A 21,435-nucleotide genomic window follows, 5' to 3' on the forward strand; every position below is an offset into this window, starting at 1 on the left:
AAAAGATCGGCTCAAACTGAAAAAATGAAATGACTGAGTCAGCCGAGAAGAATTTCCCCGCTTATTCGCACCTTCCCCAGAGCGTCGCCATCCTGGGCTCGGCCCTGAGCCAGAACCGGGGACTGGTCGGCATCAATCAGGGGGCGGGTGAGGGCAACCAGCAACTGAACGCCTTCGCCCTGTCCCTCGATGACAGCGGCCTGGGTGTCGTGACCGACATCAATCTCAGCTCCAGCGTCGCGAAGACCCCAGGGGGAAAGCCCCCCGCCAACACCACTACCAGCATCTATCTGGATGACACCGCCCTCACGGGCAGCAAGGGGGTCATTCAGGTGAACCAGGTCACGGGACAGGGAAACCAGTCAGTCAACATGGTTTCCCTGTCCCTGGCTGGCGCAGTAACGGCATCCCCATGATGCCGCAGGGATAGGAAGCCAGGCCCGGGGGTATCAGCCGATGGGCATATCTTCCGCTGAAAGTTCAATGGAGAGACTCATTATGCGTGGACTTATTTATAGCTCATTAGCCGCCGCGGTCATCATGGCCATGTCGGGCACTGCATCCGCCGATTACCGCGGTGACAGAGATGAGACAGGGGCAACCTTGACCAAGAAGGTCAAGGCAGAAGTCGATGTGGAATACGAAGGCAGGGTCAATGTCGGCGGCTACATCAACGTCAACAAACTCGGCATGGCCGTCGTGGACAACCAGCAGTCCAGTTCCATGATAGGCACCGCCAATACAAGAACGGAGAACACGAGCAAGATCGACGGCTCGTTCAAGGGTGCATCCGGTAACATCGGCGCCAACGTCGCAGCCGGTGACTCCAACGTACAGGGCAACAGCGCTTCCCTGGCCGCCTATGACGAGGTCGATGCCGAGTTCATCATGGGTCGTGGTCAACAACAACATGGCGCCCCTGGCGGATCGTCGGATGCCGAGGTCTTCTCCACCCAAAGCGCCAGCAACAACTGGACGACCAATCACGGCCATCAGAACAAGGCCGGTGTGGGCGATGGGGCCTTCAAGGATGCCGCAGGCAACATCGGGGTCAACGTGACCTCGGGCTCGGGTAACGTCCAGGCCAACAACATGGCAGCCTCCGTGTCCACCGGCAACATGGCCGTGGCCACCGTGGCCAACAGCCAGAGCGTCTCCAAGAACATGACCGAAAACCAAAGCCTGAGCGCAACCAAGACGGTTGACAAGGCGGGTGTGTTCCTCGGTCTCAAGGCTTGGGGCGATTACGAGGGGGGCGGTACCGGTCATGATGTCAAGAAAGGACATGGCCACGACAATGACAACGACAGGTACGGCAACAACAACCCGAAAGATGATGGCAAGTTCGAGTTCAAGGAAGAGGGTGACATCAAGCTCAGTGGGTACGCCGTCGGGTATATTCCCGTGGTCAACACCTACACCAGCCGCGAAACCTTCAACCGGGCAACCATCGATGGCGGCGCCTTCAACGGTGCCGTGGGCAACATCGGGGTGAACGTCTCCTCGGGGACCAACAACCTGCAAGCGAACAATCTCTCGCTGGCCGCAGGGTTTGCCAAGTAAGTCGATGCGAGGGGGCCCAGTGCCCCCTTTTTCCCTGACACTGGAGGTCTGAATGCGCTGGCTGTTGCTGTTGCTGTGCTGTCCTGCCGTTTGGGCAGGCTCGGTGCCACTGGGGGAGCATCTCCCGGCGCTGGGGGATCTCAACAAACCGGTGCAGAGCATTCTGGAGCGCCGGTACGCCAACATCGAGCGCCAACATACGGATTTCAGCTGCGGGGCCGCCGCCGTCGCCACCATCTTGCGCTACGCCTACGGCCATGCAACCAATGAACGCTGGGTCATGGATGGCATGCTTGCCATGGCAGACCCGGAGCAGGTCAAGCACTACGGCTTCTCCATGCTCGACATGAAGCAGTACCTGCAAATGCTCGGCATGCGGGTCAGAGGGTATCGACTGGGCGATGAAAAACTGCGCCAGGTGAGGGTGCCCACCATCGTCCTGCTCAACATTCGCGGCTATCAGCACTTTGCCGTGCTGCGGGCCATCGATCGCCACGATCGCGTCTATCTGGCAGACCCGGCCCTCGGCAACCGGGTGATCACGTTCAAGGAGTTCAAGGAGAGCTGGAACGGCATCCTCCTCGCCGTCATCGGCGCGGGCTATCGTCCCGATGCCCCCCTTGCCAACCCCTCTCCCCCGCTCTCTGTCAGAGGCAAGGATGGGCTCTTCGCCCCGGTCAATGAAACATCCCTGCTGGAATTCGGTTTTCAGCACAAAGAGCTAATGTGAGGTCATCATGAATACCCGACCCGCCCTATGCCTCCTCTGCAGCCTGGGTGGCATCGCCTCTCCGCTGCTGGCAGCACCGGACCCGCTGGCCCATCTGTCAGACCACTTTGCGCCCGAACTGGCGGACGGGGAGCTGGCCCACCTGCGCGGCCGCTATGTCAGCAGCCATGGCATCAGCTACTTCGGCATCGAGTTCATCTCGTCACTGACCACGGCCCAGGCCCAGCAGACGGCGGCCATGAACCTGGCGCTGAGCATTGTGCAAAACAAACCCAAGCTGGATGTGCGCGTCAAGGATGAGGTCAAGCCCGCGGCCACGCCCGCCAAGGAGGCCCAGGTGCAGGGGGCCGGGCTGGTGCAGGTCGTTCAACTGGAGGGGAGCGGCAACAGCTCGGTCAACCAGACCGGTATTGAACTGACCACCCCCACCATGACGGGACACCTGGTTCAGGCGGGCAGCTACGAGCACCAGGGCGATCTTGGCACCGCCACCTACCGGGTCTCGGGGAATTATGCCGGCTTGCAACTACACTCTTCCGACGGCCGGGTCCTGCTGGAGCAGAGCCTGCGCGGTACCGACTTCAGCCGGGGGCTGCTGCAGTTCAACAAGGTCAGAGGGGACGGTTTGCAGACGCTCAATCAGACCCGCATCTGGTTTTCGCGCTGAGCACCGGTGAGCCCGGGGGCTGAACCATCAGAAAGGATGATAAACAACAAGGACGTATCCCGATGAAACAGTCTCGCATGCTGTTGATTGCCCTCGCCCCCTTCGCCTGCTGGGGGGCCACGGCCGAGGAGGAGGCCCTGCAACAACAGCTGGATCTCCTGCGCCAGCAACTGATCCAGCAAAATCAGGCCCTTCATCAGCTCCAGGCCCGCCTGGAGGCCGTCAAGGCCGCCGGTGCCACGACGGCAACCGCCGGGGTCGGAGCCGGGGCCGCCGTCGCCTCCACCCAGCAGGACGCCTCACGGCGCACGCCGGAAGTCGGCCGCAGCACCGAAGACCTGATGATCGAACAGCACAATGTGTTCGACCGCGCCCTGACCGTCGATGTGGGCCTCTCCTATCAGCACTACAACCGCAAGGATCTCGCCCTGCGCGGCTTCCTCGCCCTGGACGCCATCTTCCTTGGCGAAATCAACCTGGATCGGGTGCGCTCCGATCAGTGGACGGCGGATGTCATCACCCGCTACACCCTCAACGATCGCTGGCAACTGGAGCTGGCCCTCCCCTACATGTTCCGCAACACCAACTACCAGAGCACCGGCAAGGAGAACTCCAGCCGCGACTTCGAGGAGCAGAGCGTCAGCGATGGCGGTCTGGGGGATCTCAGCCTCGCCATCTACTACAGGGTCATGGCCGAGAGCGAGGATTGGCCGGATCTGGTGTGGAACTTCCGGGCCAAGGCGCCGACCGGCAAGGATCCTTACGGCATCGAGATCAACACCTCGGAATCGGGCAACCTGGTGACCCCCAAGGAGCTCGCCACCGGCAACGGGCTCTGGCAGCTCTCCACCGGCTTCTCCCTGGTCAAGACCATGGATCCCGCCATCCTGTTTGCCAGCCTCAACTATGGTCACAGCCTCAAGCAGGACTTTGACGATATCTCCTACCAGCCCGGCAACCAGCCCGGCAGCATCCAGCTGGGAGACTGGTATGAATATGGCCTGGGGGTCGCATTCGCTCTCAACGAACGCTTCAGCCTCTCCTTCAACATCAACCAGCGCGTCACCATGGAGTCCGAGCAGGGGTCCGAAGGCTTTGCCATGGAGAAGGTCACCGGCTCCGATGCCAACGCCGCCAGCTTTGGCATGGGGTCGACCTGGGCCATCACCGACAACCTCTCCATGGCGGTCAACTGGTCTGCCGGGCTCACCACGGATGCACCGGACTACACCATCGGGATCCGCTTCCCCTACCGCTTCTAGCCCTGTCAGGGCCCGGGCAGGTTGACGACAAAAAACGAGGGAGGCATAACGCCTCCCTCTTCTTGTTGCCGCCAGCCTGCCTGGCGGGCCACCGGTGACATCACACCCCCAGGCGATCGCGCAGGGTGTACCAGGCGGCGCCGGCGGCGGTGAAGGGGATGCGCAGCAGGCGGCCACCCGGGAAGGGGTAGTGCGGCAGCCTGGCGAACGCATCGAAGCGCTCCGCCTGACCGCTCAGCACCTCGGAGAGCAGCTTGCCCGCCAGATGGGTACAGGTGACGCCGTGGCCGCTGTAGCCCTGCATGTAGTAGATGTTGTGACCGATGCGGCCAAACTGCGGCAGGCGCGACAGGGTGAGCAGGAAGTTGCCGGTCCAGGTGTACTCCACCTTGACGTCTTTGAGCTGGGGGAAGGTCTTGCGCATCTTGGGGATGATCAGCCGCTCGATATCCGCGGGATCTCGCGCCCCATAGACCACGCCGCCGCCATAGATGAGCCGGTGATCGCCGGAGGTACGGTAGTAGTCGAGCAGGTAGTTGCAATCCTCCAGACAGTAGTTCTGTGGCAAGAGTGAACGGGCCCGCTCCTCTCCCAGCACTTCGGTGGCGATCACCTGGGTGCCGCAAGGCATGCTCTTGCTGGCCAGTTCCGGCACCAGATTGCCGAGGTAGGCGTTGCCGGCCACCACGATAAAGCGTGCCTTCACCGCCCCTTTGGCGGTCTTGACCAACGCCGGCTGACCCGGAGTAATGCTGGTGACGGCGGACTGCTCGAAGATAAGCCCCCCCTGCATGCGGATGGCTTCCGCCTCCCCCAGCGCCAGATTGAGAGGGTGAATATGGCCGCCGCTCTTGTCGAGCAGGGCGCCGACGTAGCGATCGCTCGCGACCACCTCGCGCACCCCCTTGGCATCGAGCAGCTCCAGCTGGTCGTTGCCCCACTTCTCCCAGCGCGCCTTCTGCGCCTTGAGCTCGTGCAGCTGCTTCTCGGTCTCGGCGGCAAAGACGCCCCCCTCCTGCAGATCGCACTGGATGTTGTAGCGTTTGATCCGCTCGCGGATGATCTGGCCCCCCTCAAACAACATGGAGCCGAGCAGCCTGGCCTGATCCGGCGGGCAGTTCGCTTCGATGGTGTCGATGTCGCGGCTGTAGGAGTTGACGATCTGGCCGCCGTTGCGGCCGCTGGCGCCAAAGCCGACCCTGGCCGCCTCCAGCACCACCACCTTGTACCCCTTCTCCACCAGATGCAGCGCACTGGAGAGGCCGGTGTAGCCTGCGCCTATGACGCAGACGTCGCACTCCAGCTGCTCGGTGAGCGTGGGATAGGGCGTGTGTTTGTTGGCACTGGCTGCGTAGTAACTCTTTACATGTTCGGTCATGATCCCTGTTTCCTTACCGGTTCGTTTCCAACACAACGGGTTGTTCACATTAAAAGCTGGCCGGGGTGTGGGCGCTGACGATGCGGCAGACCTGCCCCGAGGGATTGCTGAAACTGTGGGGCTCGCCGGTGTCGATGACATAGCTGTCCCCGGCGCACAGTTCATAGGTCTGGCCGGCCAGGGTCAGCAACACCGACCCTTCCAGCACGGTGCCCACCTCTTCCCCCTGATGCTTCACCACGCCGCCGGTGTCGGTGCCGGGGGCATAGGTCTCCAGCATGAAGCCGAGCTGGCGCCGATTGTTGCCGTTGTGCACCAGCTTCATGGAGACCCCCTGGCTGCCGAGCTCGATGAGCTGCTCCGCCTTGATCACCACGCTGGGCGTGCTCGCCACCTCCTCTTCGGCGAAGAAGCGCGACAACGGCAGCTCGTAGACGCTCAGCAGCTTTTGCAGGGAGGCCACCGAGGGGCTCACCTTGTTCTGCTCTATCATGCAGATGGCGCCGTGGGTCAGGCCGCTCAGCTCCGCCACCCGGCGCTGGGAGAGCCCGAGCTCCCTGCGGATCCGGGCAAGCCGCTCCCCCATATTTCTCTCGTGCTCCGCCAGGGGGTTGTCCGTCATGGTCCGCCACCGGACCTCGCCACGGGATTGCTCCATCGCCCACCTCCTTCCATGGTCATTCGAATACCTGGGGCCGACTGGTCAATATAGTGAGTCAGGAACGTCAGCCCCGTTCACTATCCTGCACAACTCAGAGCGTTCATTATTTTGCACACCCTGCGCAATGAAAACCGCTACAATCGCGCTCACAGCCCCATTTCTAGCATGTGACGCCCAGTTCACTCAAATATATTTAACACTTGAAAAACATTTCGGCTCATTTTATGGTCGTTACGTGCTTATTATTCTATACGGCGGTGCCCACATAAACGCGCCACCCAGACCCACTATCGAGGCCCCTTACTTATGTCAGCATCACAACCTGCTCTCTCCCTGATCAAATCCCTGGCCTATGTCGACGGCCGCTGGTGCGAGTCCCTGGGCGGGCGCCGGTTCGAGGTCCTGAACCCGGCCACCGGCCAGGTCATCACCCAGGTGCCCGACATGGACGGGGAGGATACCCGCCTCGCCATCGCGGCCGCCCACGCGGCGCAACCCGCCTGGGCGGCCCTCACCGCCAAGGAGCGCAGCAGCAAACTCTACGCCTGGTTCGAGCGCATCATGGCCAACCAGGAGGAGCTCGCCCGTATCATGACCTGCGAGCAGGGCAAGCCGCTGGCGGAAGCCAAAGGAGAGGTGGCCTACGGCGCCAGCTTCATCCAGTGGTTCGCGGAAGAGGGCAAGCGTGCCTATGGCCGCACCATCCCCGGCTTCTCCGCCGATCGGCGCCTGGCCACCATCAAGCAGCCGGTGGGGGTCGTGGCCGCCATCACCCCCTGGAACTTCCCCATCGCCATGATCACCCGCAAGGCGGGTCCGGCGCTGGCCGCCGGTTGCACCATCGTCATCAAGCCCGCCGCCGAAACGCCCCTCTGCGCCCTGGCGCTGGCGGTACTGGCAGAGCAGGCGGGCATTCCCGCCGGGGTCATCAACATCGTCACCTCCCATCAGGCGAGCGCGGTGGGCAACGAGCTGTGCAGCAACCCCGTGGTGCGCAAGCTCTCCTTCACCGGCTCCACCCGCATCGGCAAACTGCTGATGCGCCAGTGCGCCGACACCATGAAGCGCCTCTCCCTGGAGCTGGGCGGCAACGCCCCCTTCATCGTCTTTGACGACGCCGACCTCGACGCCGCCGTGGCCGGGGCCCTGGCGTCCAAATACCGCAACGCCGGCCAGACCTGCGTCTGCGCCAACCGCATCCTGGTGCAGGCCAGCGTCTATGACGCCTTCGCCGAGAAGCTCGCCGCCGCGGTCAAGGCCTTCAAGGTCGGGGACGGCATGGGCGAGGGCGTCCAGATCGGGCCCCTCATCAACCCGGCCGCCGCCAGCAAGGTGGCCGAGCTGGTGCAGCAATCGGTCGCCGCCGGTGCCCGGGTGCTGGTGGGGGGCGACGCCCACCCCGCCGGTCCCCTCTTCTATCACCCCACCATCCTGACCGGGGTCACCCGGGGCAACCCCATTCTGGACGAGGAGATCTTCGGGCCCGTCGCCCCCCTGGTGCGCTTCGAGACGGAAGCCGAGGCCATTGCGCTTGCCAACGACACCCCCTATGGCCTGGCCGCCTACTTCTATGGCCGCGACATCGCCCGGGTGTGGCGGGTGGCCGAGGGGCTCGAATACGGCATGGTGGGGATCAACGAGGGGATCATCTCCACCGAACTGGCCCCCTTTGGCGGGATCAAGGAGTCGGGGCTGGGCCGGGAAGGGGCGGCCGAAGGGCTGGAGGAGTACCTGGAGACCAAATACCTCTGCTTTGGCGGCATTCGCTGAGGGGAGTGAAGGGGCAATCGCATCGTTAAAACAGATGCGTTATGACGCAGCCCATCGCTTTTACAGATAGAAAGAGGGGGCAGCCGGTCACGACCGAGCGCCTTGTGGGCCCTGAGGGCACACCCGGGGCCCCCTTTTGCGAACAGGCCGCCCTGCCCGAGGGCAGTTGGCGGCACACATATGGCCAGATGGCACAGGAACAGCGGGGGCCCATGCCCCTCAGGGAGGAAAGATGAGTCATTCAAGCAACAACCAGCAATGGCAGGCCCGCCGCGAAGCGGCCGTGGTCCAGGGGGTCGGCACCCTGCTGCCGGTCTTCATCGACCGGGCGCACAACGCCGAGCTGTGGGATGTGGAGGGCAACCGCTATATCGACTTTGCCTCCGGCATCGCCGTGCTCAACACCGGCCACAACCACCCCAAGGTGGTGGCGGCGGTGCGCGAGCAGCTCGAGAAGTTCAGCCACACCTGCTTCCAGGTCACCCCCTACTCCGGCTATATCGAGCTGGCGGAAAAATTGAATGCCCTGGTGCCCGGCCCCACCCCCAAACGCACCCTCTTCCTCTCCACCGGCGCCGAGGCGGTGGAGAACGCCATCAAGATCGCCCGCGCCCACACCGGTCGCAGCGGCACCATCGCCTTCAAGGGGGGCTTCCACGGCCGCACCATGATGGGCATGGCCCTCACCGGCAAGGTGGTGCCCTACAAGACCGGCTTCGGCCCCTTCCCGGGGGAGGTCTATCACCTCCCCTTCCCCGCCGACTACCTGGGAGTGAGTGAAGACGATGCCCTGGCCGCGCTGGATCTCTGCTTCAGCGCCGACATCGAACCCACCCGGGTGGCCGCCATCATCATCGAGCCGGTGCAGGGGGAAGGGGGCTTCTACCCCGCCTCTGCCAGCTTCATGCAGCGCCTGCGCCAGGTGTGCGACCAGCACGGCATCCTGCTCATCTGCGACGAGATCCAGACCGGTTTCTGTCGCACCGGCAAGACCTTCGCCACCGAATACAGCGGTGTCGAACCCGACATCATGACGCTGGCCAAGAGCCTGGCCGGCGGCTTCCCGCTCTCTGCCGTGGTGGGCAAGAGCGAGGTGATGAACGCCGCCAAGCCCGGTGGCCTGGGGGGCACCTACGCCGGCTCCCCCATCGCCTGCGCCGCCGCCCTGGCAGTGCTGGAGGTGATCGAGGAGGAGCGCCTGAACCAGAAGGCCCTGGCCCAGGGGGAGCAGATCAAGGCACGCCTGCACCAGCTGGCGACACGGTTTGACTGCATCGGCAACATCCGAGGCCCCGGCGCCATGGTGGCCATGGAGCTGGTGAAGGAGGGGGATGCCGCCAGACCGGACCCGGATCTCACCAAGCGGCTGGTGGCCGAGGCGGGCAAGCGGGGGCTGGTGCTGCTGGCCTGCGGCGTGCGTGGCAACGTGATCCGTTTCCTCGCCCCCCTGACCGCCCCGGCAGCCATCGTCGACGAGGGGCTGGACCTGCTGGAGCAGGCCCTGTCCGCCTCCCTGGCCTGATCCGGAAGACCGCGTTCGACCACGTGCAAAAAAATGCGTTTTTGCTCCCTTGATATGCTTGTCAAGGGGGCATCACGAATGCACAATGCGCCGCCGTATTCAAGGACCGTCCGCTCATCGGAGCCCGGTTCTTTTTTTGCGCCAAACAAATCCATAACGAGGCCGGAACAGACCGGAAATGATAACGAGGTGGCACGCCATCTCACGACACCCGCTTCTTAGTGAGGAACTCCATGGGGCATATCATCGCTTTCCTGCCGGCCCGCGCCGGTCTGCGCCATCCGTCCGCATCCCGGACTGGCGCCCCCACCGTGCAGGATGACCTCACCGTCAGCCTGATCCCGTCAGCCAGCCTGCGGGGGATCGCCTGATGCACCCGCACCCCGCCGGTCTGAAAAAAAGCCTGAAACTCTGGCACGTGGTCATCATGGGGCTGGCCTATCTCACCCCCATGGCGGTGTTCGACACCTTCGGCATCGTCACCGAGATCACCGAAGGCCATGTGCCGACCGCCTACCTGCTCGCCCTCATCGGCATGCTGTTCACCGCCATGAGCTACGGCCACCTGGTGCGCAAGTTCCCCTCGGCAGGCTCCGCCTACACCTATGCCCAGAAGGTGTTCCACCCCTATGTGGGCTTCATGGTGGGCTGGGTCTCCCTGCTCGACTACATGTTCATGCCCATGATCAACATGCTGCTGGCCAAGATCTACATGGAGGCCCTCTTCCCCGGCGTGGCCCCCTGGACCTACATCCTGGCCCTGGCCGCCGTCATGACCTTTCTGAACCTGCGGGGCATCAAGCTGGTGGCGAACTTCAACAGCCTGATCGTCATCATGCAGTTCAGCATCATCGCCGTCTTCATCGGCCTCATCGCCTGGGGCGTGAGCCACGGCGAGGGGCTCGGCACGGTGGCGAGCAGCCGCCCCTTCTTCTCCGAGCAGATGCACATCAATCCCCTGCTGACCGGCGCCTCCATCCTCTGCCTGTCGTTCCTCGGGTTTGACGCCATCACCACCCTGTCGGAGGAGACCCCGAACGCGGATCGGGTGATCCCCCGGGCCATCGTGCTCACCGCCCTCATCGGCGGCGTGCTCTTCATCTCGGTCTCCTACTTCCTGCAGCTCTTCTTCCCGGACATTTCCCGCTTCCAGCAGCCGGATGCGGTGCTGCCGGAGATCGCCCTCTATGTGGGCGGCAAGCTGTTCCAGGCGGTGGTGCTGGTCTGCACCACGGTGGCGGTGCTCGCCTCGGGGCTCGCCTCCCACGCCGGGGTGTCGCGCCTGCTCTATGTGATGGGCCGGGATCGCGCCCTGCCGAGCCGCGTCTTCGGCTACATCCACCCCACCTGGCAGACCCCGGCTCTCAACGTGCTGCTGGTGGGCATGCTGGCCCTCTCGGCGGTGGTCTTCGATCTGGAGATGGCGCTGGCGCTCATCAACTTCGGCGCCCTGGTGGCCTTCACCTTCGTCAACCTGGCGGTGATTGCCCACTTCTATCTCAGGCTGGGTCACAACAAGACCCTGAAGGATCACCTGCTGTTCCTCGCCCTGCCCCTGTGCGGCGCCGCCTGCATCGGGGTGCTCTGGCTCAACCTGGAGCCCGCCTCCTTCGAGCTGGGGCTGATCTGGGCCGCCCTCGGTGCCATCTACCTGCTGCTGCGCCTCACCGTGTTCCGGGTCCGCCTCGGCCGCCCCGAGCAGGACGCCTCCTGAGCGAAACCGGCGCCCCCAGGGCGCCGGTTTCGCATGGCGGCAAAGCAGGGCGCCAGCTGATGACAAGGTTGTCATCGACTTTCCGGCAGCGGTGGCGAAGTGATCGCTCACGGGGGGAACAAATTCCCCGCTGGCGCAATGCTGTTCAGATAAGCACTTTTTTGACTGATTATTCATAAATTGGATTTGAGTTGAGGGGGCAAGGCTGTGTCCAGTCGATCTTCCTCCAGCCTTTATCCAGCGGGGCTTGCAATAGAAAGAGGGAGGCATCATGCCTCCCTCGATTTTTTGTCCTGATACTACGTGGACTGGAACTCAAATTCTCTTAAGTGAACAGCATTGCCCCGCTGGCGGCCTTTTTCGCTTGTCTCCTCCCCCCCCCTGAGGGCACAATACGGCGCCCCTTGAGAGCCGATGTTTCAACAACATCGGTTCTTTGCTTTTCTGGGGCACACCACCATTCACCAAGAGGCCGGCCATGTGCCGGAATTGATACCCAGATTGCCAAGCAATCTCCCGACGTTGTGAGGAAAAACATGGGGCATTTAACTGCTTTCCTGCCGGTCCCCGCCGGCGTGCGCCACGCATCTGTGCCACAGATGGGCGCCCCCTGTGTCCAGCGACGCGTTCCCGCGTCCCTGATCCCGTCCCATTTCGCCCACGGGGCCTGTGCAGAGGAGAAAGCGTGATGGCCGGTGCCAAGCTGCTCAAGACCCTCACCCTGTTCCAGGTCGTGGTGATGGGTCTGGCTTACCTCACGCCCATGGCGGTATTCGATACCTTCGCCATCGTCGGTGACATCACGGATGGTCGCGTGGCCACCGCCTACCTGCTGGCGCTCGGCGGCATCCTGCTGACCGCGTTCAGCTACGGCCACCTGGTGCGCCGCTTCCCGTCCGCAGGCTCCGCCTACACCTATGCCCAGAAGGTGTTCCACCCCTATGTGGGCTTCATGGTGGGCTGGTCTTCCCTGCTGGACTACATGTTCATGCCGATGATCAACATCCTGCTGGCCAAGATCTACCTGACCGCCATGTTCCCCACCGTGGAGCCCTGGATCTTCATCTTCGGTCTGGTGACCGTGATGACCTTCCTGAACCTGCGCGGCATCAAGCTGGTGGCGAACCTCAACGGCTTCATCGTCTTCATCCAGATCGCCATCATCGTCACCTTCCTCGGCCTCATCGCCTGGGGCCTGAGTCACGGTGAAGGGGCCGGCACCCTGATGAGCAGCCGTCCGTTCCATGTGGAGTCTGCCAGCATGCTGCCGCTGTTCACCGGCGCCACCATCCTCTGCTTCTCGTTCCTGGGCTTCGACGGCCTGAGCTCCCTCTCTGAAGAGACCCCGAATGCCGGCAAGGTGATCCCCCGCGCCATCGTGCTGACGGCCCTCATCGGCGGCATCATCTTCGTCACCGTCTCCTACAGCCTGCAGCTCTTCTTCCCGGATCTGGCCCGCTTCAAGGAGCCGGACGCCGTGCTGCCGGAGATCGCCCTCTACGTGGGTGGCACCCTGTTCCAGAGCGTGGTGCTGGTGTGCACCACCGCGGCCGTGCTCGCCTCCGGCATGGCGGCCCACGCCGGCGTGTCGCGTATCCTCTACGTGATGGGGCGCGATCGCATGATCCCGGAGCGGGTGTTCGGCTATATCCACCCCACCTGGCGCACCCCGGCCATCAACGTGCTGCTGGTGGGGGCCCTGGCCCTCTCCGCGGTCTCCTTCGATCTGGACATGGCCCTGGCCCTGGTGAACTTCGGCGCCCTGGTGGCCTTCACCTTCGTCAACCTCTCGGTGATCGGCCAGTTCTGGGTGCGCGAGAAGCGCAACAAGAGCCTCAAGGAGCACCTGCTGTTCCTGGTGCTGCCGCTGCTGGGGGCCGCCACCATCGGCGCCCTCTGGATCAACCTGGAGCAGAGCTCCCTGGAGCTTGGCCTCATCTGGGCTGGGATCGGGGTCACCTACCTCTTCCTGCGCCTCGCCGTGTTCCGCATCCCCTTCCGTCAGTACGAGGAAGCGGCCGACGGCCAGTAAGCCATCTCGATCGCAAGATGCAAAGAGGGGAGCCCACGGGCTCCCCTCTCTTGTTTGCACGACGCATCGCCTTCTGCCGGGTTTCCCCTCAGTAGGTGCCCGTCTTGCGCAGCACGGCGCGGCCCGCCGCCTTGGCGGGATCGTCCACCACGTTCTCGACTCGCTGCTGGGTGTTCTTCGCCTTGTTGTAGGTCTCGCCCACACCGGCAGCCTCGGCGGCCTTGCGCTTGGCGTAGTCACCGGGATTGTCCACCGCATTCTCGACCCGCTGCTGGGTGTTCTTGGCCTTGTAGTAGGCGTCATCCACGCCGGTGGCCTGGGCCGCCTTGCGCTTGGCATAGCCAGCGGGATCGTTGACCGCGTTGTCCACACTCTGTTTGGCGCTCTGCGCGGAGCAATGGCTGTTGACCCCGGTCGCGCTGTTGACGGCCGAGCCGATCGCCACGTCTTTGGAGCTGCAATCGGAGGGCAGCACGGCGGCATGAGAGGAGAGAGAGGCCATCGCCAGGGGCAGGAGAAGAAGGGACCAATGTTTCATGACAGACTCGCAATTACTGATTAAATGTCGAGGCAGTCTACTCCCATTGACTGAGTGGCGGCACAGGATCCACCAGTGGATGGCACCCCGTCCGTCAGTTTCTAACACATCCCTACATTCGACAGACCAATTCACTTAAAACAACAAAGCAATCAGAATTAATCACTGCACCCCCATCTGGCCCGCCAATCCCGAGCCCCCTGTCACCAAAGCATCATAAAAGTGTCACTTTGTCATATTTCTGTCATAGAGCACTGCTGTAATGCGCCCGTCCAATTCAACGCAGACGTCCCAAGAGGCACCATGCAAAGCAAACCGTCATCCCCGCAGACCCGCGCTACCGGCCCCCTGTTCAACTGGCTAGCGGTGATCACCTTTGTTTACCTGATCCTGGTCGCCGTCGGGGCCGTCTCACACGGCTTTAAAGGGTTCTCCGGCGGCGCCGAGGGCGCGGCCCAGATCTTCGCCTTCGCTAACAACCCCTTCGTCGCGCTGCTGCTCGGCATCCTGGCCACCGCCCTGGTGCAATCCTCCAGTACCGTCACCTCGGTGATCGTCGGCCTGGTGGCGGGCGGCCTGCCCATGAGCATGGCCATCCCCATGGTGATGGGGGCCAACCTCGGTACCACCATCACCAACACCATCGTCTCCCTCGGCCATATCCGTGACAGGGGCGAGTTTCGCCGCGCCTTCGCCGCCGCCACCGTGCACGACTTCTTCAACCTGCTGGCCGTCTTCATCTTCCTGCCGCTGGAATTGATGTTCGGTCTGCTGCAAAAGAGTGCCGAGTGGCTGTCCGGTCTGCTGATGGGCTCCGCCGACATGTCCATGAAGGGCATGGACTTCATGAAGCCCATCATCTCCCCCTCCCTGGATCTCATCGACAGCGCCGTCGCCTTCCTGCCGGGCAAGGGCCCCGCCATCGCCACCATCGTCATCGGCATTCTGCTGATCCTCGGCTGCGTCACCGCCCTCGGCAAGGTGCTGCAACGGGTCATGGTGGGTCGTGCCAAGGAGCTGCTGCACAAGGCCCTGGGCCGTGGTCCCCTGACCGGCATCGCCTCCGGCACCCTGGTGACCGTCATGGTACAGTCCTCCTCCACCACCACCAGCCTGATGATCCCGCTGGCGGGCGGCGGCGTGTTCAACACCCGTCAGCTCTACCCCTTCACCCTGGGGGCCAACATCGGCACCACCATCACGGCCCTGCTGGCGGCCACCGCCATCAGCGGCGCCGGCGCCCAGCTGGCCTTGACCATCGCCTTCGTGCATGTGCTGTTCAACGTCTTCGCCGTGGCGCTCATCTATGGCGTGCCCTTCCTGCGGGAATTGCCCATCAAGGCCGCCGAAACCCTGGCCCGGGTCGGCAGCGAGAACAAGCTGCTGGCGCTGGGTTACGTGGCCGGGCTCTTCTTCGCCCTGCCCGCCCTGATGATGGTGGCCGTCAAGTAAATCCGAACCGGGGGCATCATGCCCCAGGTGCCTTGCCCGTCCGGTCACATCCTCCGGCATCCCCCCTCGCCCTCCCTCCCCGGCTGGGATAAGATGCCCCTTCATTGCACTCTGATTTCAAGGAACAGGAAAACCCGATGAAATTCATTCTGATAGCCCTTCTTATCGCCGGCGCCGCCTACTACTTCTACTCCAGCAGCAACAACCGGAAGCTGGCGGAAGAGAACGTGCGCAAAGGGGCCGAGTTCCTCGCCAGCAACCAGGAAAAACCCCTGGTGACCACCACCGCCTCCGGCCTGCAGTACGAAGTGCTGACCCCGGGCACCGGCACCGTTCACCCCACCGCCACCAGCAAGGTGAAGGTGCACTACGAGGGCAAGCTGCTGGACGGCACCGTGTTCGACAGCTCCGTTGCCCGTGGCGAGCCCATCGAATTCGGCCTCAACCAGGTGATCAAGGGGTGGACCGAAGGGGTGCAACTGATGGTGGAAGGGGAGAAGACCCGCTTCTACATCCCCGCCAACCTGGCCTATGGCGACAGAGCCGCCGGCAAGATCCCGCCGGGCTCAGTCCTCATCTTCGACGTGGAGCTGCTGGGCATTCAATAAACCCGCACTGGGCCCGCGTTGATCTTGGCGGTGGCGCTGCGGGGCATCCCGTCAGGAGCCACGTCCGACGGCCCCTGATCACAACGCCGGCGCACTGCGCCGGCGTTGTCGTTTCTGCCCCGGTCTCCCTCGCCCTGATGCCAGACTATCAACCAAAAGTGAAGAGTGCTTATCCATAAAGCCTGATTGTTAACCCATCATTAGGGGCAGATAATGACCACATCGTCAGCGGCATGTCGCCCTGGCCTCGGGTTGTCGGTGCGCCGCGCGCATCGGCACAACGCATATGGAGTCTGTCATGTCTATCGCCCCTGTCTGGTTCATCTCCCACGGCGCCCCGGATCTGGTCCTGCGCGATCAGCCCGCGACCCGGTTCCTGAAGCAACTGCGCCTCGAGGGTGCCAGAGGGCTGGTGGTGATCTCGGCCCACTGGTTCAGCCGAAGCGAGCTGCAGATCAACGTCGAGCCCAACCCGGCCCTGATGTACGACTTCTACGGCTTCCCCGAGCCCCTCTACCAGATCCGCTGGCCCGCGACGAGCCCGCAATGGTTGCAGGAAGCGGTGAGCGATCAGCTGCTGCTGGCCGGTCTGCCTGCCACCCCGGTGCGCCGCGAGCTGGATCACGGAGTCTGGTCCCCCCTCTCCCTGATGGATCCGGACAGTGAACTCCCCCTGGTGCAGATCGCCATCCCGGCCAGCTTCACCCCGGCCCAGCTGTGGCAACTGGGGGAGGCATTGCAGGGGCTGCGCGAGCAAGGGATCGGCATCCTCGCCTCCGGCGCCATCACCCACAACCTCCGTGCCCTCGGGCCGGACGGCTCGCCGGTTCCCCAGTGGGCGAGCCAGTTTGCCCGCTGGCTGGAGCAGACCATGGCAGTGGGAGACAGGGGGGCGCTGGAAGAGTACCGGGCCCGGGCGCCGGGCGCGGTGGAATCTCATCCCCATGACGATCACCTGCGCCCCCTGTTTGTGGCGCTCGGCGCGGCAGGGGCCGACAGACCCCGAAAGCTGCACGACAGCTGGGATTACGGCAGCCTCTACATGGGGGCCTACCAGTTCGGTTGAGGGCGGGGCGGCCAGGCCGCCCTGCTTGCCGTGCTGCCGCCGACGCGCGTGGCGAAATAGCGGACTCGTTATAGCCATTTTCCGGTAGAATGGCCGCCATTGGATGAGGCTTGGCAGGGATGGCTGTCGCGTCGGGTGGCTAGATGAACCTATATCGAACACTGATCCTGCTCTGTCTGCTCTGCCTTCAACCTGTGCAGGCCCTGACCCTGCACAGCCGCTACGATCCCGCCCCGCTGCCTCCCCGCTGGTCGGAGGCGGAGCTCGGATGGCTGCGCCAGCAGTCCCAACTGCGGGTCGGCATCCTGCAAGAGGACTACCGCCCCTTCACCATGATCGCTCGCCAGCGCGTCGAGGGGCTCAGTGCCGACTACATCGACCTGCTGGCCCGGATGCTGGACAAACCCGTTGCCCTGAGCGCCTTCCCCGACAAGGCGCACCTGCTCCGGGCCCTGGCACGGGGGGAGATACACCTCGCCAGCCTCGGCAATCTCACCCTGGCGGACAGTGACACCCGGGCGATCCGCCTGAGCAACCCCTATTTCAGCAGCCCCCTCGTCTTCTCCGTGCCCAGACGTTATCGGGGGGCCCTGCTCACACCGGGACAGCGGGTAGCCGCCGTCCGGGATCAGATAGACAGGGCGCGCTTTGGCCGCTACTACCCCACTCTCACCCTGGTGACCTATCCCTCCAACATGGAGGCGTTCGATGCGGTCTTCTTCGGCCGCGACGACATCCTGCTGGGGGATGCCCACTCCACCCACTATCTCAACAGCGAGCGCTTCGACCACCTTCGCCAGCGGGGCGAGGCCCCGCCCGAGCTGGCGCCTGCCGAGTTCCGCTTTGCCGTCCCGGCCACCGAGCCCGCCCTGCTCAGCCTGGTCAACCGGGGGCTGGCGGCCATCGACGACCGGGCGCGCAACACCCTCTTCACCCAGTGGAACGGGCCCATCCGCGACATGAACGAGCGAAGCGCCGATCTCTATGATGCCGCCGAGCGGGCCTGGATGCGGCAAGCGCCCCCCATCAGGGTGTGGCTGATGGACAACCTCTACCCCTATGGCGCCCTGGATCATGACGGCCAGCTGGTCGGCATGACGGTGGACATGCTGGACAAGATCCGCACACGCACAGGCCTCACCTTCGAGTTCGTGCGGGCAGACTCCGAGCGCCAGCTGGCAAAAGCCATGCAGTCAGGCGCCATCGACCTCATCGGCGCCATCTCCCAGCAGGTGGCCGAACACTACGGGCTGCGCAGCTCGGTGCCCTACGCCACCGACAACATCTATGTGATCCTCACCCGCCAGGAGGAACAAGGGATCGACACCATCCGGCGTCTGGCGGGCAAGACGGTGGCGATGACGCGCCATGTGCCCCTCGCACAGAGACTGGAGGGCAGCCGCATCACCCAGGTGGAGAGTGCAGCAGAAGCGATGGAGGTGCTCGCCCAGGGACGGGTGGATGCCGCCATCGTGCCCCTCTATTTTGCCCGCCATGCACTGGACAATGATCCCCAGAGCCCCCTGCGCATCGCCGGCCCCGCCGATGACGAGCCGATCCGGATGGGGTTTGCCAGCCTGCCCGGACAGGGGATGCTGATGGGGATCCTCGACAAGACCATCCTCGCCATCCCCCCCAACGAGCTCGCCATGATGAGTTACGAGTGGCGCAACCGCAAACTGCCGGTGCCCGGCTTCATGGATCGCCACGCCCACATCGTCTACCTGGTGTTCGTGGGGCTCCTCACCCTGGCGCTGGTGCTGCTCTATCGCAACCGCATGTTCAAGCGGATGGCCAGCGCCGAGCAGGCGTCCCGCCAGCAACTGGAGGCCCATGTCAGGTTCATCCGGGCGCTGGGGGAGAGCCTGCCCCACCCCATCGTCGTGCGGGACAAGAGCGGCAAGGTATTGCTGTGCAACAGCAAATACCTGACCCAGCTCGGCGCCGAGCCAAAGGCCATCCTGGGTCAGCCCTTCGCCCGGGGCTGTCAGGGGTGCTCGATGCAGGCAGCATCGCCGTGCTGGAGCAGGACTTTGCCAGGGTATTGCAGGAGGGGCAGCCCATCTTTGCGGATCGCCTCTTCCATCACAGAGGCACCCAGAGCGACATCTATCACTGGATGGTGCCCTATTTCGACGGGGAGGGGGCCATCAGCGGGGTGATCGACGGCTGGATAGACATCACGGACCGCAAACGGCTGGAAGAGGCGCTGCGCGAGGCCAAACAGCAGGCCGACAGCGCCAGCCGAGCCAAGAGCGACTTCCTCGCCACCATGAGCCACGAGATCCGCACCCCCATGAACGCCATCCTCGGCATGCTGGAGCTGGCCACCGAGGATCCCGCTCTCAGCCGTCACAGCGGCGAGCTGCTGCGCATCGCCGCCGACTCCGCCAACGGCCTGCTGGATCTGCTGGGGGACAGCCTGGATATCGCCTCCATAGAGGCGGGCCAGATGACCCTGACGCCCACCCCCTGCGATCTCGCCCCCCTGCTCTCGTCCGTCACCCGGGTCTTTGCGGGCATGGCCGAGCAGAAGGGACTGATCTATGAGGTCAGGCTGCCTGACACCCCCATGCCGAGGGTGCTGATCGATCCCCTTCGCCTGCGCCAGATCCTCTTCAATCTCATCGGCAACGCCATCAAGTTCACCGAGCAGGGCCGGGTCGCCATCACCGCCACCCTGACCGGGGGCGAGCAGCCTCCTGTGCTGCACCTCATCATCACCGACACCGGAGCCGGCATTCCCGCGGACAAGCTGCCCAGGCTCTTCACCCCCTTCTATCGCGCCCACGGCCAGGGCCAGTTCCCCGGCAGCGGGCTGGGCCTCAATATCGCCCGCATCCTGTGTCAGATGATGGGGGGGGAGATAGCCGTTCACAGTCAGGTCGGCGAAGGCACCCGCCTCGAGATAAGGCTGCCCCTCACGCTCGCCCAGCAACCCCCCGCCCCGATCACGGCAATGCCGGCGCCCCAGCCCCACCTGGCTCAACCCCTCCCCCATCGGCTGCATATCCTGGTGGTCGATGACAATCACGCCAACCAGATCCTGCTGCGCCAGCAGATCAAGCATCTGGGACACGACGTCAGTGTGCGCAGCAATGGCCTGGAGGCCCTGCGCGCCCTCGCCAGCCACCCCTTCGATCTGGTCATCACCGACTGCCAGATGCCGGTGATGGACGGCTTCGAGCTGACCCGCAACCTGCGTGCCCTTGGCCATGACCTGCCCGTCTGGGGCTTCACCGCCCATGCCCAGCCTCGCGAGCGGGAGCTTTGCCTCGCCGCCGGCATGAACGACTGTCTGTTCAAGCCCATCGGCCTCGCCCGTCTGCGCGCGGCGCTGGCCACTCTGGGGCCAGCGCCCTGAATACCGCCAGCCCTTCCTCCCGTCATGTCGCACGGGCGCGGCTGAGAGTGCGACTGAGAGTGCGACTGAGAGTGCGGCATAAAGGGTCGCCCACAGAAACAAGAGACAAGAGACAACGTGGACCAGCCATGGATACAAGGCCGGTGGCGGTTCGAGCCCCATAAAAAAACCGACACCAGGGTGTCGGTTTTTTTATATCGGGAGGTGCGCCCAGCCTTCCTGTCACGCCAGTCTGGCGCCGGGTGAAACGGGCGTCACGGGGAGGATCAGTAGAAGATCCGCTCCCCTCGCTCGCTCATCTTGAGCCAGACCGGCTTGGTGCTGGTCTTGCTCCAGATGCGGTGCAGGTAGCTGTAGAAACGGGCGCGATCCCGGCGAAACAGCATCACCGGGAAGGCAAGCAGACCCGCCATCAGGACGAAGATGCGGCGAAGGATTATCTGAGTCAGGGAGAAGGGATGAAACATGATGTAACGCCTCACTGGTAAGACCACTGAACAAAGATTACGCCAATCATTGTAGGATTACTACACCGACTGCGCCATTTTTTGATAAAAAATGGGGCTAAAAGCCTAAAAATGAAACCGGGTTACATTCTTTAACTAAAAAACAACAAAGGTGGCAAAACGCGGCCCCTGTTCCAGAGTTAACGAGGACTGGACCAGAACGGGGGAACACAGGATGAAACTTGCAGATGCGGCGCTGCTGGGGGCATTGGGCGTGCTCGCCTGGAGTCAGTGGCAGGAGTGGCGGCTCAATCGTGACGATGCCATCGACATCCCCTATCACGGGGTCCCCACCGCCAGCCTGTGGCAATGCGGTCTGCTGATAAAGGAGATGGCCGCGCTGGCAGAACAGGGGGGTGAAGAGAGGTCCGGGTCCAGGGGCGAGGCATTGGCCGAGATGGATAAGCATCTGCACAAGACGTGGCAACGGGAGGGTTGTTCACGGCTGACTGACATGCAATGAAGCATCATCTTGGGCCGCCATGGCGGATGGACAACGTCAGTGACGTGGAAAACAGGGGGAAGATGGAGGCACGTTCCGGAGTCGAACCGGACTAAACGGATTTGCAATCCGCTGCATAACCGCTTTGCTAACGCGCCAT

20 protein-coding genes and 1 tRNA gene are annotated in these 21,435 nt (G+C 63.6%); 16 read left to right on the plus strand and 5 right to left on the minus strand.

Annotated features, from left to right (window positions below; translation table 11 throughout):
- The first annotated feature begins 29 nt into the window (after positions 1-29).
- The 5 genes from PG892_RS16880 (at position 30) to PG892_RS16900 (ending at position 4,222) form a co-directional block, all read left to right on the plus strand.
- Entirely contained in the window at positions 30-416 is a 387-nt protein-coding gene (locus tag PG892_RS16880) for a hypothetical protein (RefSeq protein ID WP_258040133.1), read from the plus strand.
- Positions 417-603: 187 nt separating this feature from the next.
- Positions 604-1,563: a hypothetical protein gene (locus PG892_RS16885; protein ID WP_010673558.1), complete on the plus strand. Its 960-nt coding sequence runs from the start codon at positions 604-606 to the stop codon at positions 1,561-1,563.
- Positions 1,564-1,615: 52 nt separating this feature from the next.
- Positions 1,616-2,293 (plus strand): C39 family peptidase, encoded by a 678-nt coding sequence (locus tag PG892_RS16890; protein WP_039039335.1) that lies wholly within the window; start codon positions 1,616-1,618, stop codon positions 2,291-2,293.
- A 7-nt stretch (positions 2,294-2,300) separates the two neighbouring features.
- Positions 2,301-2,960 (plus strand): hypothetical protein, encoded by a 660-nt coding sequence (locus PG892_RS16895; protein WP_010673556.1) that lies wholly within the window; start codon positions 2,301-2,303, stop codon positions 2,958-2,960.
- 62 nt (positions 2,961-3,022) lie between these two features.
- Positions 3,023-4,222 carry a transporter gene (locus PG892_RS16900; RefSeq protein WP_041213311.1) on the plus strand — a complete coding sequence of 400 codons (1,200 nt, stop codon included), beginning with the start codon at positions 3,023-3,025 and terminating at the stop codon, positions 4,220-4,222.
- A gap of 100 nt (positions 4,223-4,322) precedes the next feature.
- On the opposite strand, the gene PG892_RS16905 is transcribed toward PG892_RS16900, so the two are convergent.
- Complete coding sequence (locus tag PG892_RS16905; RefSeq protein ID WP_103859021.1) at positions 4,323-5,600, minus strand: NAD(P)/FAD-dependent oxidoreductase; 1,278 nt, start codon at positions 5,598-5,600, stop codon at positions 4,323-4,325.
- A 49-nt stretch (positions 5,601-5,649) separates the two neighbouring features.
- Complete coding sequence (puuR, locus tag PG892_RS16910) at positions 5,650-6,258, minus strand: HTH-type transcriptional regulator PuuR (RefSeq protein WP_029314011.1); 609 nt, start codon at positions 6,256-6,258, stop codon at positions 5,650-5,652.
- 309 nt (positions 6,259-6,567) lie between these two features.
- On the opposite strand from puuR, the gene PG892_RS16915 reads away from it, so the two are divergent.
- The 5 genes from PG892_RS16915 (at position 6,568) to PG892_RS16935 (ending at position 13,299) form a co-directional block, all read left to right on the plus strand.
- On the plus strand, positions 6,568-8,031 hold the full coding sequence (locus PG892_RS16915; RefSeq protein ID WP_010673552.1) for an NAD-dependent succinate-semialdehyde dehydrogenase: 1,464 nt from the start codon (positions 6,568-6,570) through the stop codon (positions 8,029-8,031).
- A gap of 232 nt (positions 8,032-8,263) precedes the next feature.
- On the plus strand, positions 8,264-9,553 hold the full coding sequence (gene gabT / locus PG892_RS16920; protein WP_042014742.1) for a 4-aminobutyrate--2-oxoglutarate transaminase: 1,290 nt from the start codon (positions 8,264-8,266) through the stop codon (positions 9,551-9,553).
- A 233-nt stretch (positions 9,554-9,786) separates the two neighbouring features.
- On the plus strand, positions 9,787-9,924 hold the full coding sequence (locus tag PG892_RS16925) for a hypothetical protein (RefSeq protein WP_164882979.1): 138 nt from the start codon (positions 9,787-9,789) through the stop codon (positions 9,922-9,924).
- Positions 9,924-11,267 (plus strand): APC family permease, encoded by a 1,344-nt coding sequence (locus PG892_RS16930; RefSeq protein WP_039039329.1) that lies wholly within the window; start codon positions 9,924-9,926, stop codon positions 11,265-11,267. Before PG892_RS16925 ends, PG892_RS16930 begins: the two co-directional genes overlap by 1 nt.
- Positions 11,268-11,955: 688 nt before the next feature.
- A complete protein-coding gene (locus PG892_RS16935; RefSeq protein ID WP_039039328.1) occupies positions 11,956-13,299 on the plus strand; it encodes an APC family permease in 1,344 nt (447 codons plus the stop codon).
- A gap of 88 nt (positions 13,300-13,387) precedes the next feature.
- On the opposite strand, the gene PG892_RS16940 is transcribed toward PG892_RS16935, so the two are convergent.
- On the minus strand, positions 13,388-13,837 hold the full coding sequence (locus PG892_RS16940; RefSeq protein ID WP_270825604.1) for a hypothetical protein: 450 nt from the start codon (positions 13,835-13,837) through the stop codon (positions 13,388-13,390).
- 303 nt (positions 13,838-14,140) lie between these two features.
- Here PG892_RS16940 and PG892_RS16945 point away from each other — a divergent pair, with 303 nt between their 5' ends.
- From PG892_RS16945 to PG892_RS16965, 5 genes are all read left to right on the plus strand, one after another.
- On the plus strand, positions 14,141-15,289 hold the full coding sequence (locus PG892_RS16945; RefSeq protein WP_103859023.1) for a Na/Pi symporter: 1,149 nt from the start codon (positions 14,141-14,143) through the stop codon (positions 15,287-15,289).
- A gap of 137 nt (positions 15,290-15,426) precedes the next feature.
- Positions 15,427-15,897 (plus strand): FKBP-type peptidyl-prolyl cis-trans isomerase, encoded by a 471-nt coding sequence (locus tag PG892_RS16950; protein WP_010673545.1) that lies wholly within the window; start codon positions 15,427-15,429, stop codon positions 15,895-15,897.
- Positions 15,898-16,195: 298 nt separating this feature from the next.
- The gene (locus PG892_RS16955; protein ID WP_052815808.1) at positions 16,196-16,963 is read left to right on the plus strand and encodes a DODA-type extradiol aromatic ring-opening family dioxygenase; all 768 of its coding nucleotides are present in this window, start codon (positions 16,196-16,198) and stop codon (positions 16,961-16,963) included.
- A gap of 143 nt (positions 16,964-17,106) precedes the next feature.
- Positions 17,107-19,125, plus strand: coding sequence for a transporter substrate-binding domain-containing protein (locus tag PG892_RS16960; RefSeq protein ID WP_052815809.1), 2,019 nt, complete (start codon positions 17,107-17,109; stop codon positions 19,123-19,125).
- 134 nt (positions 19,126-19,259) lie between these two features.
- Positions 19,260-20,327 (plus strand): ATP-binding protein, encoded by a 1,068-nt coding sequence (locus PG892_RS16965; protein ID WP_270825605.1) that lies wholly within the window; start codon positions 19,260-19,262, stop codon positions 20,325-20,327.
- A gap of 266 nt (positions 20,328-20,593) precedes the next feature.
- Here the strand turns inward: PG892_RS16965 and PG892_RS16970 are convergent, their stop codons facing one another.
- Complete coding sequence (locus PG892_RS16970; RefSeq protein WP_010673543.1) at positions 20,594-20,794, minus strand: YbfA family protein; 201 nt, start codon at positions 20,792-20,794, stop codon at positions 20,594-20,596.
- Between the two features lie 214 nt (positions 20,795-21,008).
- On the opposite strand from PG892_RS16970, the gene PG892_RS16975 reads away from it, so the two are divergent.
- Positions 21,009-21,296: a hypothetical protein gene (locus PG892_RS16975; protein WP_052815896.1), complete on the plus strand. Its 288-nt coding sequence runs from the start codon at positions 21,009-21,011 to the stop codon at positions 21,294-21,296.
- 63 nt (positions 21,297-21,359) lie between these two features.
- On the opposite strand, the gene PG892_RS16980 is transcribed toward PG892_RS16975, so the two are convergent.
- Positions 21,360-21,433, minus strand: a tRNA-Cys gene (locus PG892_RS16980).
- Positions 21,434-21,435: the final 2 nt, after the last annotated feature.

The organism is Aeromonas sp. QDB68 (assembly GCF_027707405.1).
Classification (GTDB): Bacteria; Pseudomonadota; Gammaproteobacteria; order Enterobacterales; family Aeromonadaceae; genus Aeromonas; species Aeromonas caviae.

Coding starts and splice junctions, on each gene's coding strand:
- PG892_RS16880 (WP_258040133.1), top strand. CDS start 30: ATGACTGAGTCAGCCGAGAAGAATTTCCCCGCTTATTCGCACCTTCCC.
- PG892_RS16890 (WP_039039335.1), top strand. CDS start 1,616: ATGCGCTGGCTGTTGCTGTTGCTGTGCTGTCCTGCCGTTTGGGCAGGC.
- PG892_RS16895 (WP_010673556.1), top strand. CDS start 2,301: ATGAATACCCGACCCGCCCTATGCCTCCTCTGCAGCCTGGGTGGCATC.
- PG892_RS16900 (WP_041213311.1), top strand. CDS start 3,023: ATGAAACAGTCTCGCATGCTGTTGATTGCCCTCGCCCCCTTCGCCTGC.
- PG892_RS16905 (WP_103859021.1), bottom strand. CDS start 5,600: ATGACCGAACATGTAAAGAGTTACTACGCAGCCAGTGCCAACAAACAC.
- puuR (WP_029314011.1), bottom strand. CDS start 6,258: ATGGAGCAATCCCGTGGCGAGGTCCGGTGGCGGACCATGACGGACAAC.
- PG892_RS16915 (WP_010673552.1), top strand. CDS start 6,568: ATGTCAGCATCACAACCTGCTCTCTCCCTGATCAAATCCCTGGCCTAT.
- gabT (WP_042014742.1), top strand. CDS start 8,264: ATGAGTCATTCAAGCAACAACCAGCAATGGCAGGCCCGCCGCGAAGCG.
- PG892_RS16925 (WP_164882979.1), top strand. CDS start 9,787: ATGGGGCATATCATCGCTTTCCTGCCGGCCCGCGCCGGTCTGCGCCAT.
- PG892_RS16930 (WP_039039329.1), top strand. CDS start 9,924: ATGCACCCGCACCCCGCCGGTCTGAAAAAAAGCCTGAAACTCTGGCAC.
- PG892_RS16935 (WP_039039328.1), top strand. CDS start 11,956: ATGGCCGGTGCCAAGCTGCTCAAGACCCTCACCCTGTTCCAGGTCGTG.
- PG892_RS16940 (WP_270825604.1), bottom strand. CDS start 13,837: ATGAAACATTGGTCCCTTCTTCTCCTGCCCCTGGCGATGGCCTCTCTC.
- PG892_RS16945 (WP_103859023.1), top strand. CDS start 14,141: ATGCAAAGCAAACCGTCATCCCCGCAGACCCGCGCTACCGGCCCCCTG.
- PG892_RS16950 (WP_010673545.1), top strand. CDS start 15,427: ATGAAATTCATTCTGATAGCCCTTCTTATCGCCGGCGCCGCCTACTAC.
- PG892_RS16955 (WP_052815808.1), top strand. CDS start 16,196: ATGTCTATCGCCCCTGTCTGGTTCATCTCCCACGGCGCCCCGGATCTG.
- PG892_RS16960 (WP_052815809.1), top strand. CDS start 17,107: ATGAACCTATATCGAACACTGATCCTGCTCTGTCTGCTCTGCCTTCAA.
- PG892_RS16965 (WP_270825605.1), top strand. CDS start 19,260: ATGAACGCCATCCTCGGCATGCTGGAGCTGGCCACCGAGGATCCCGCT.
- PG892_RS16970 (WP_010673543.1), bottom strand. CDS start 20,794: ATGTTTCATCCCTTCTCCCTGACTCAGATAATCCTTCGCCGCATCTTC.
- PG892_RS16975 (WP_052815896.1), top strand. CDS start 21,009: ATGAAACTTGCAGATGCGGCGCTGCTGGGGGCATTGGGCGTGCTCGCC.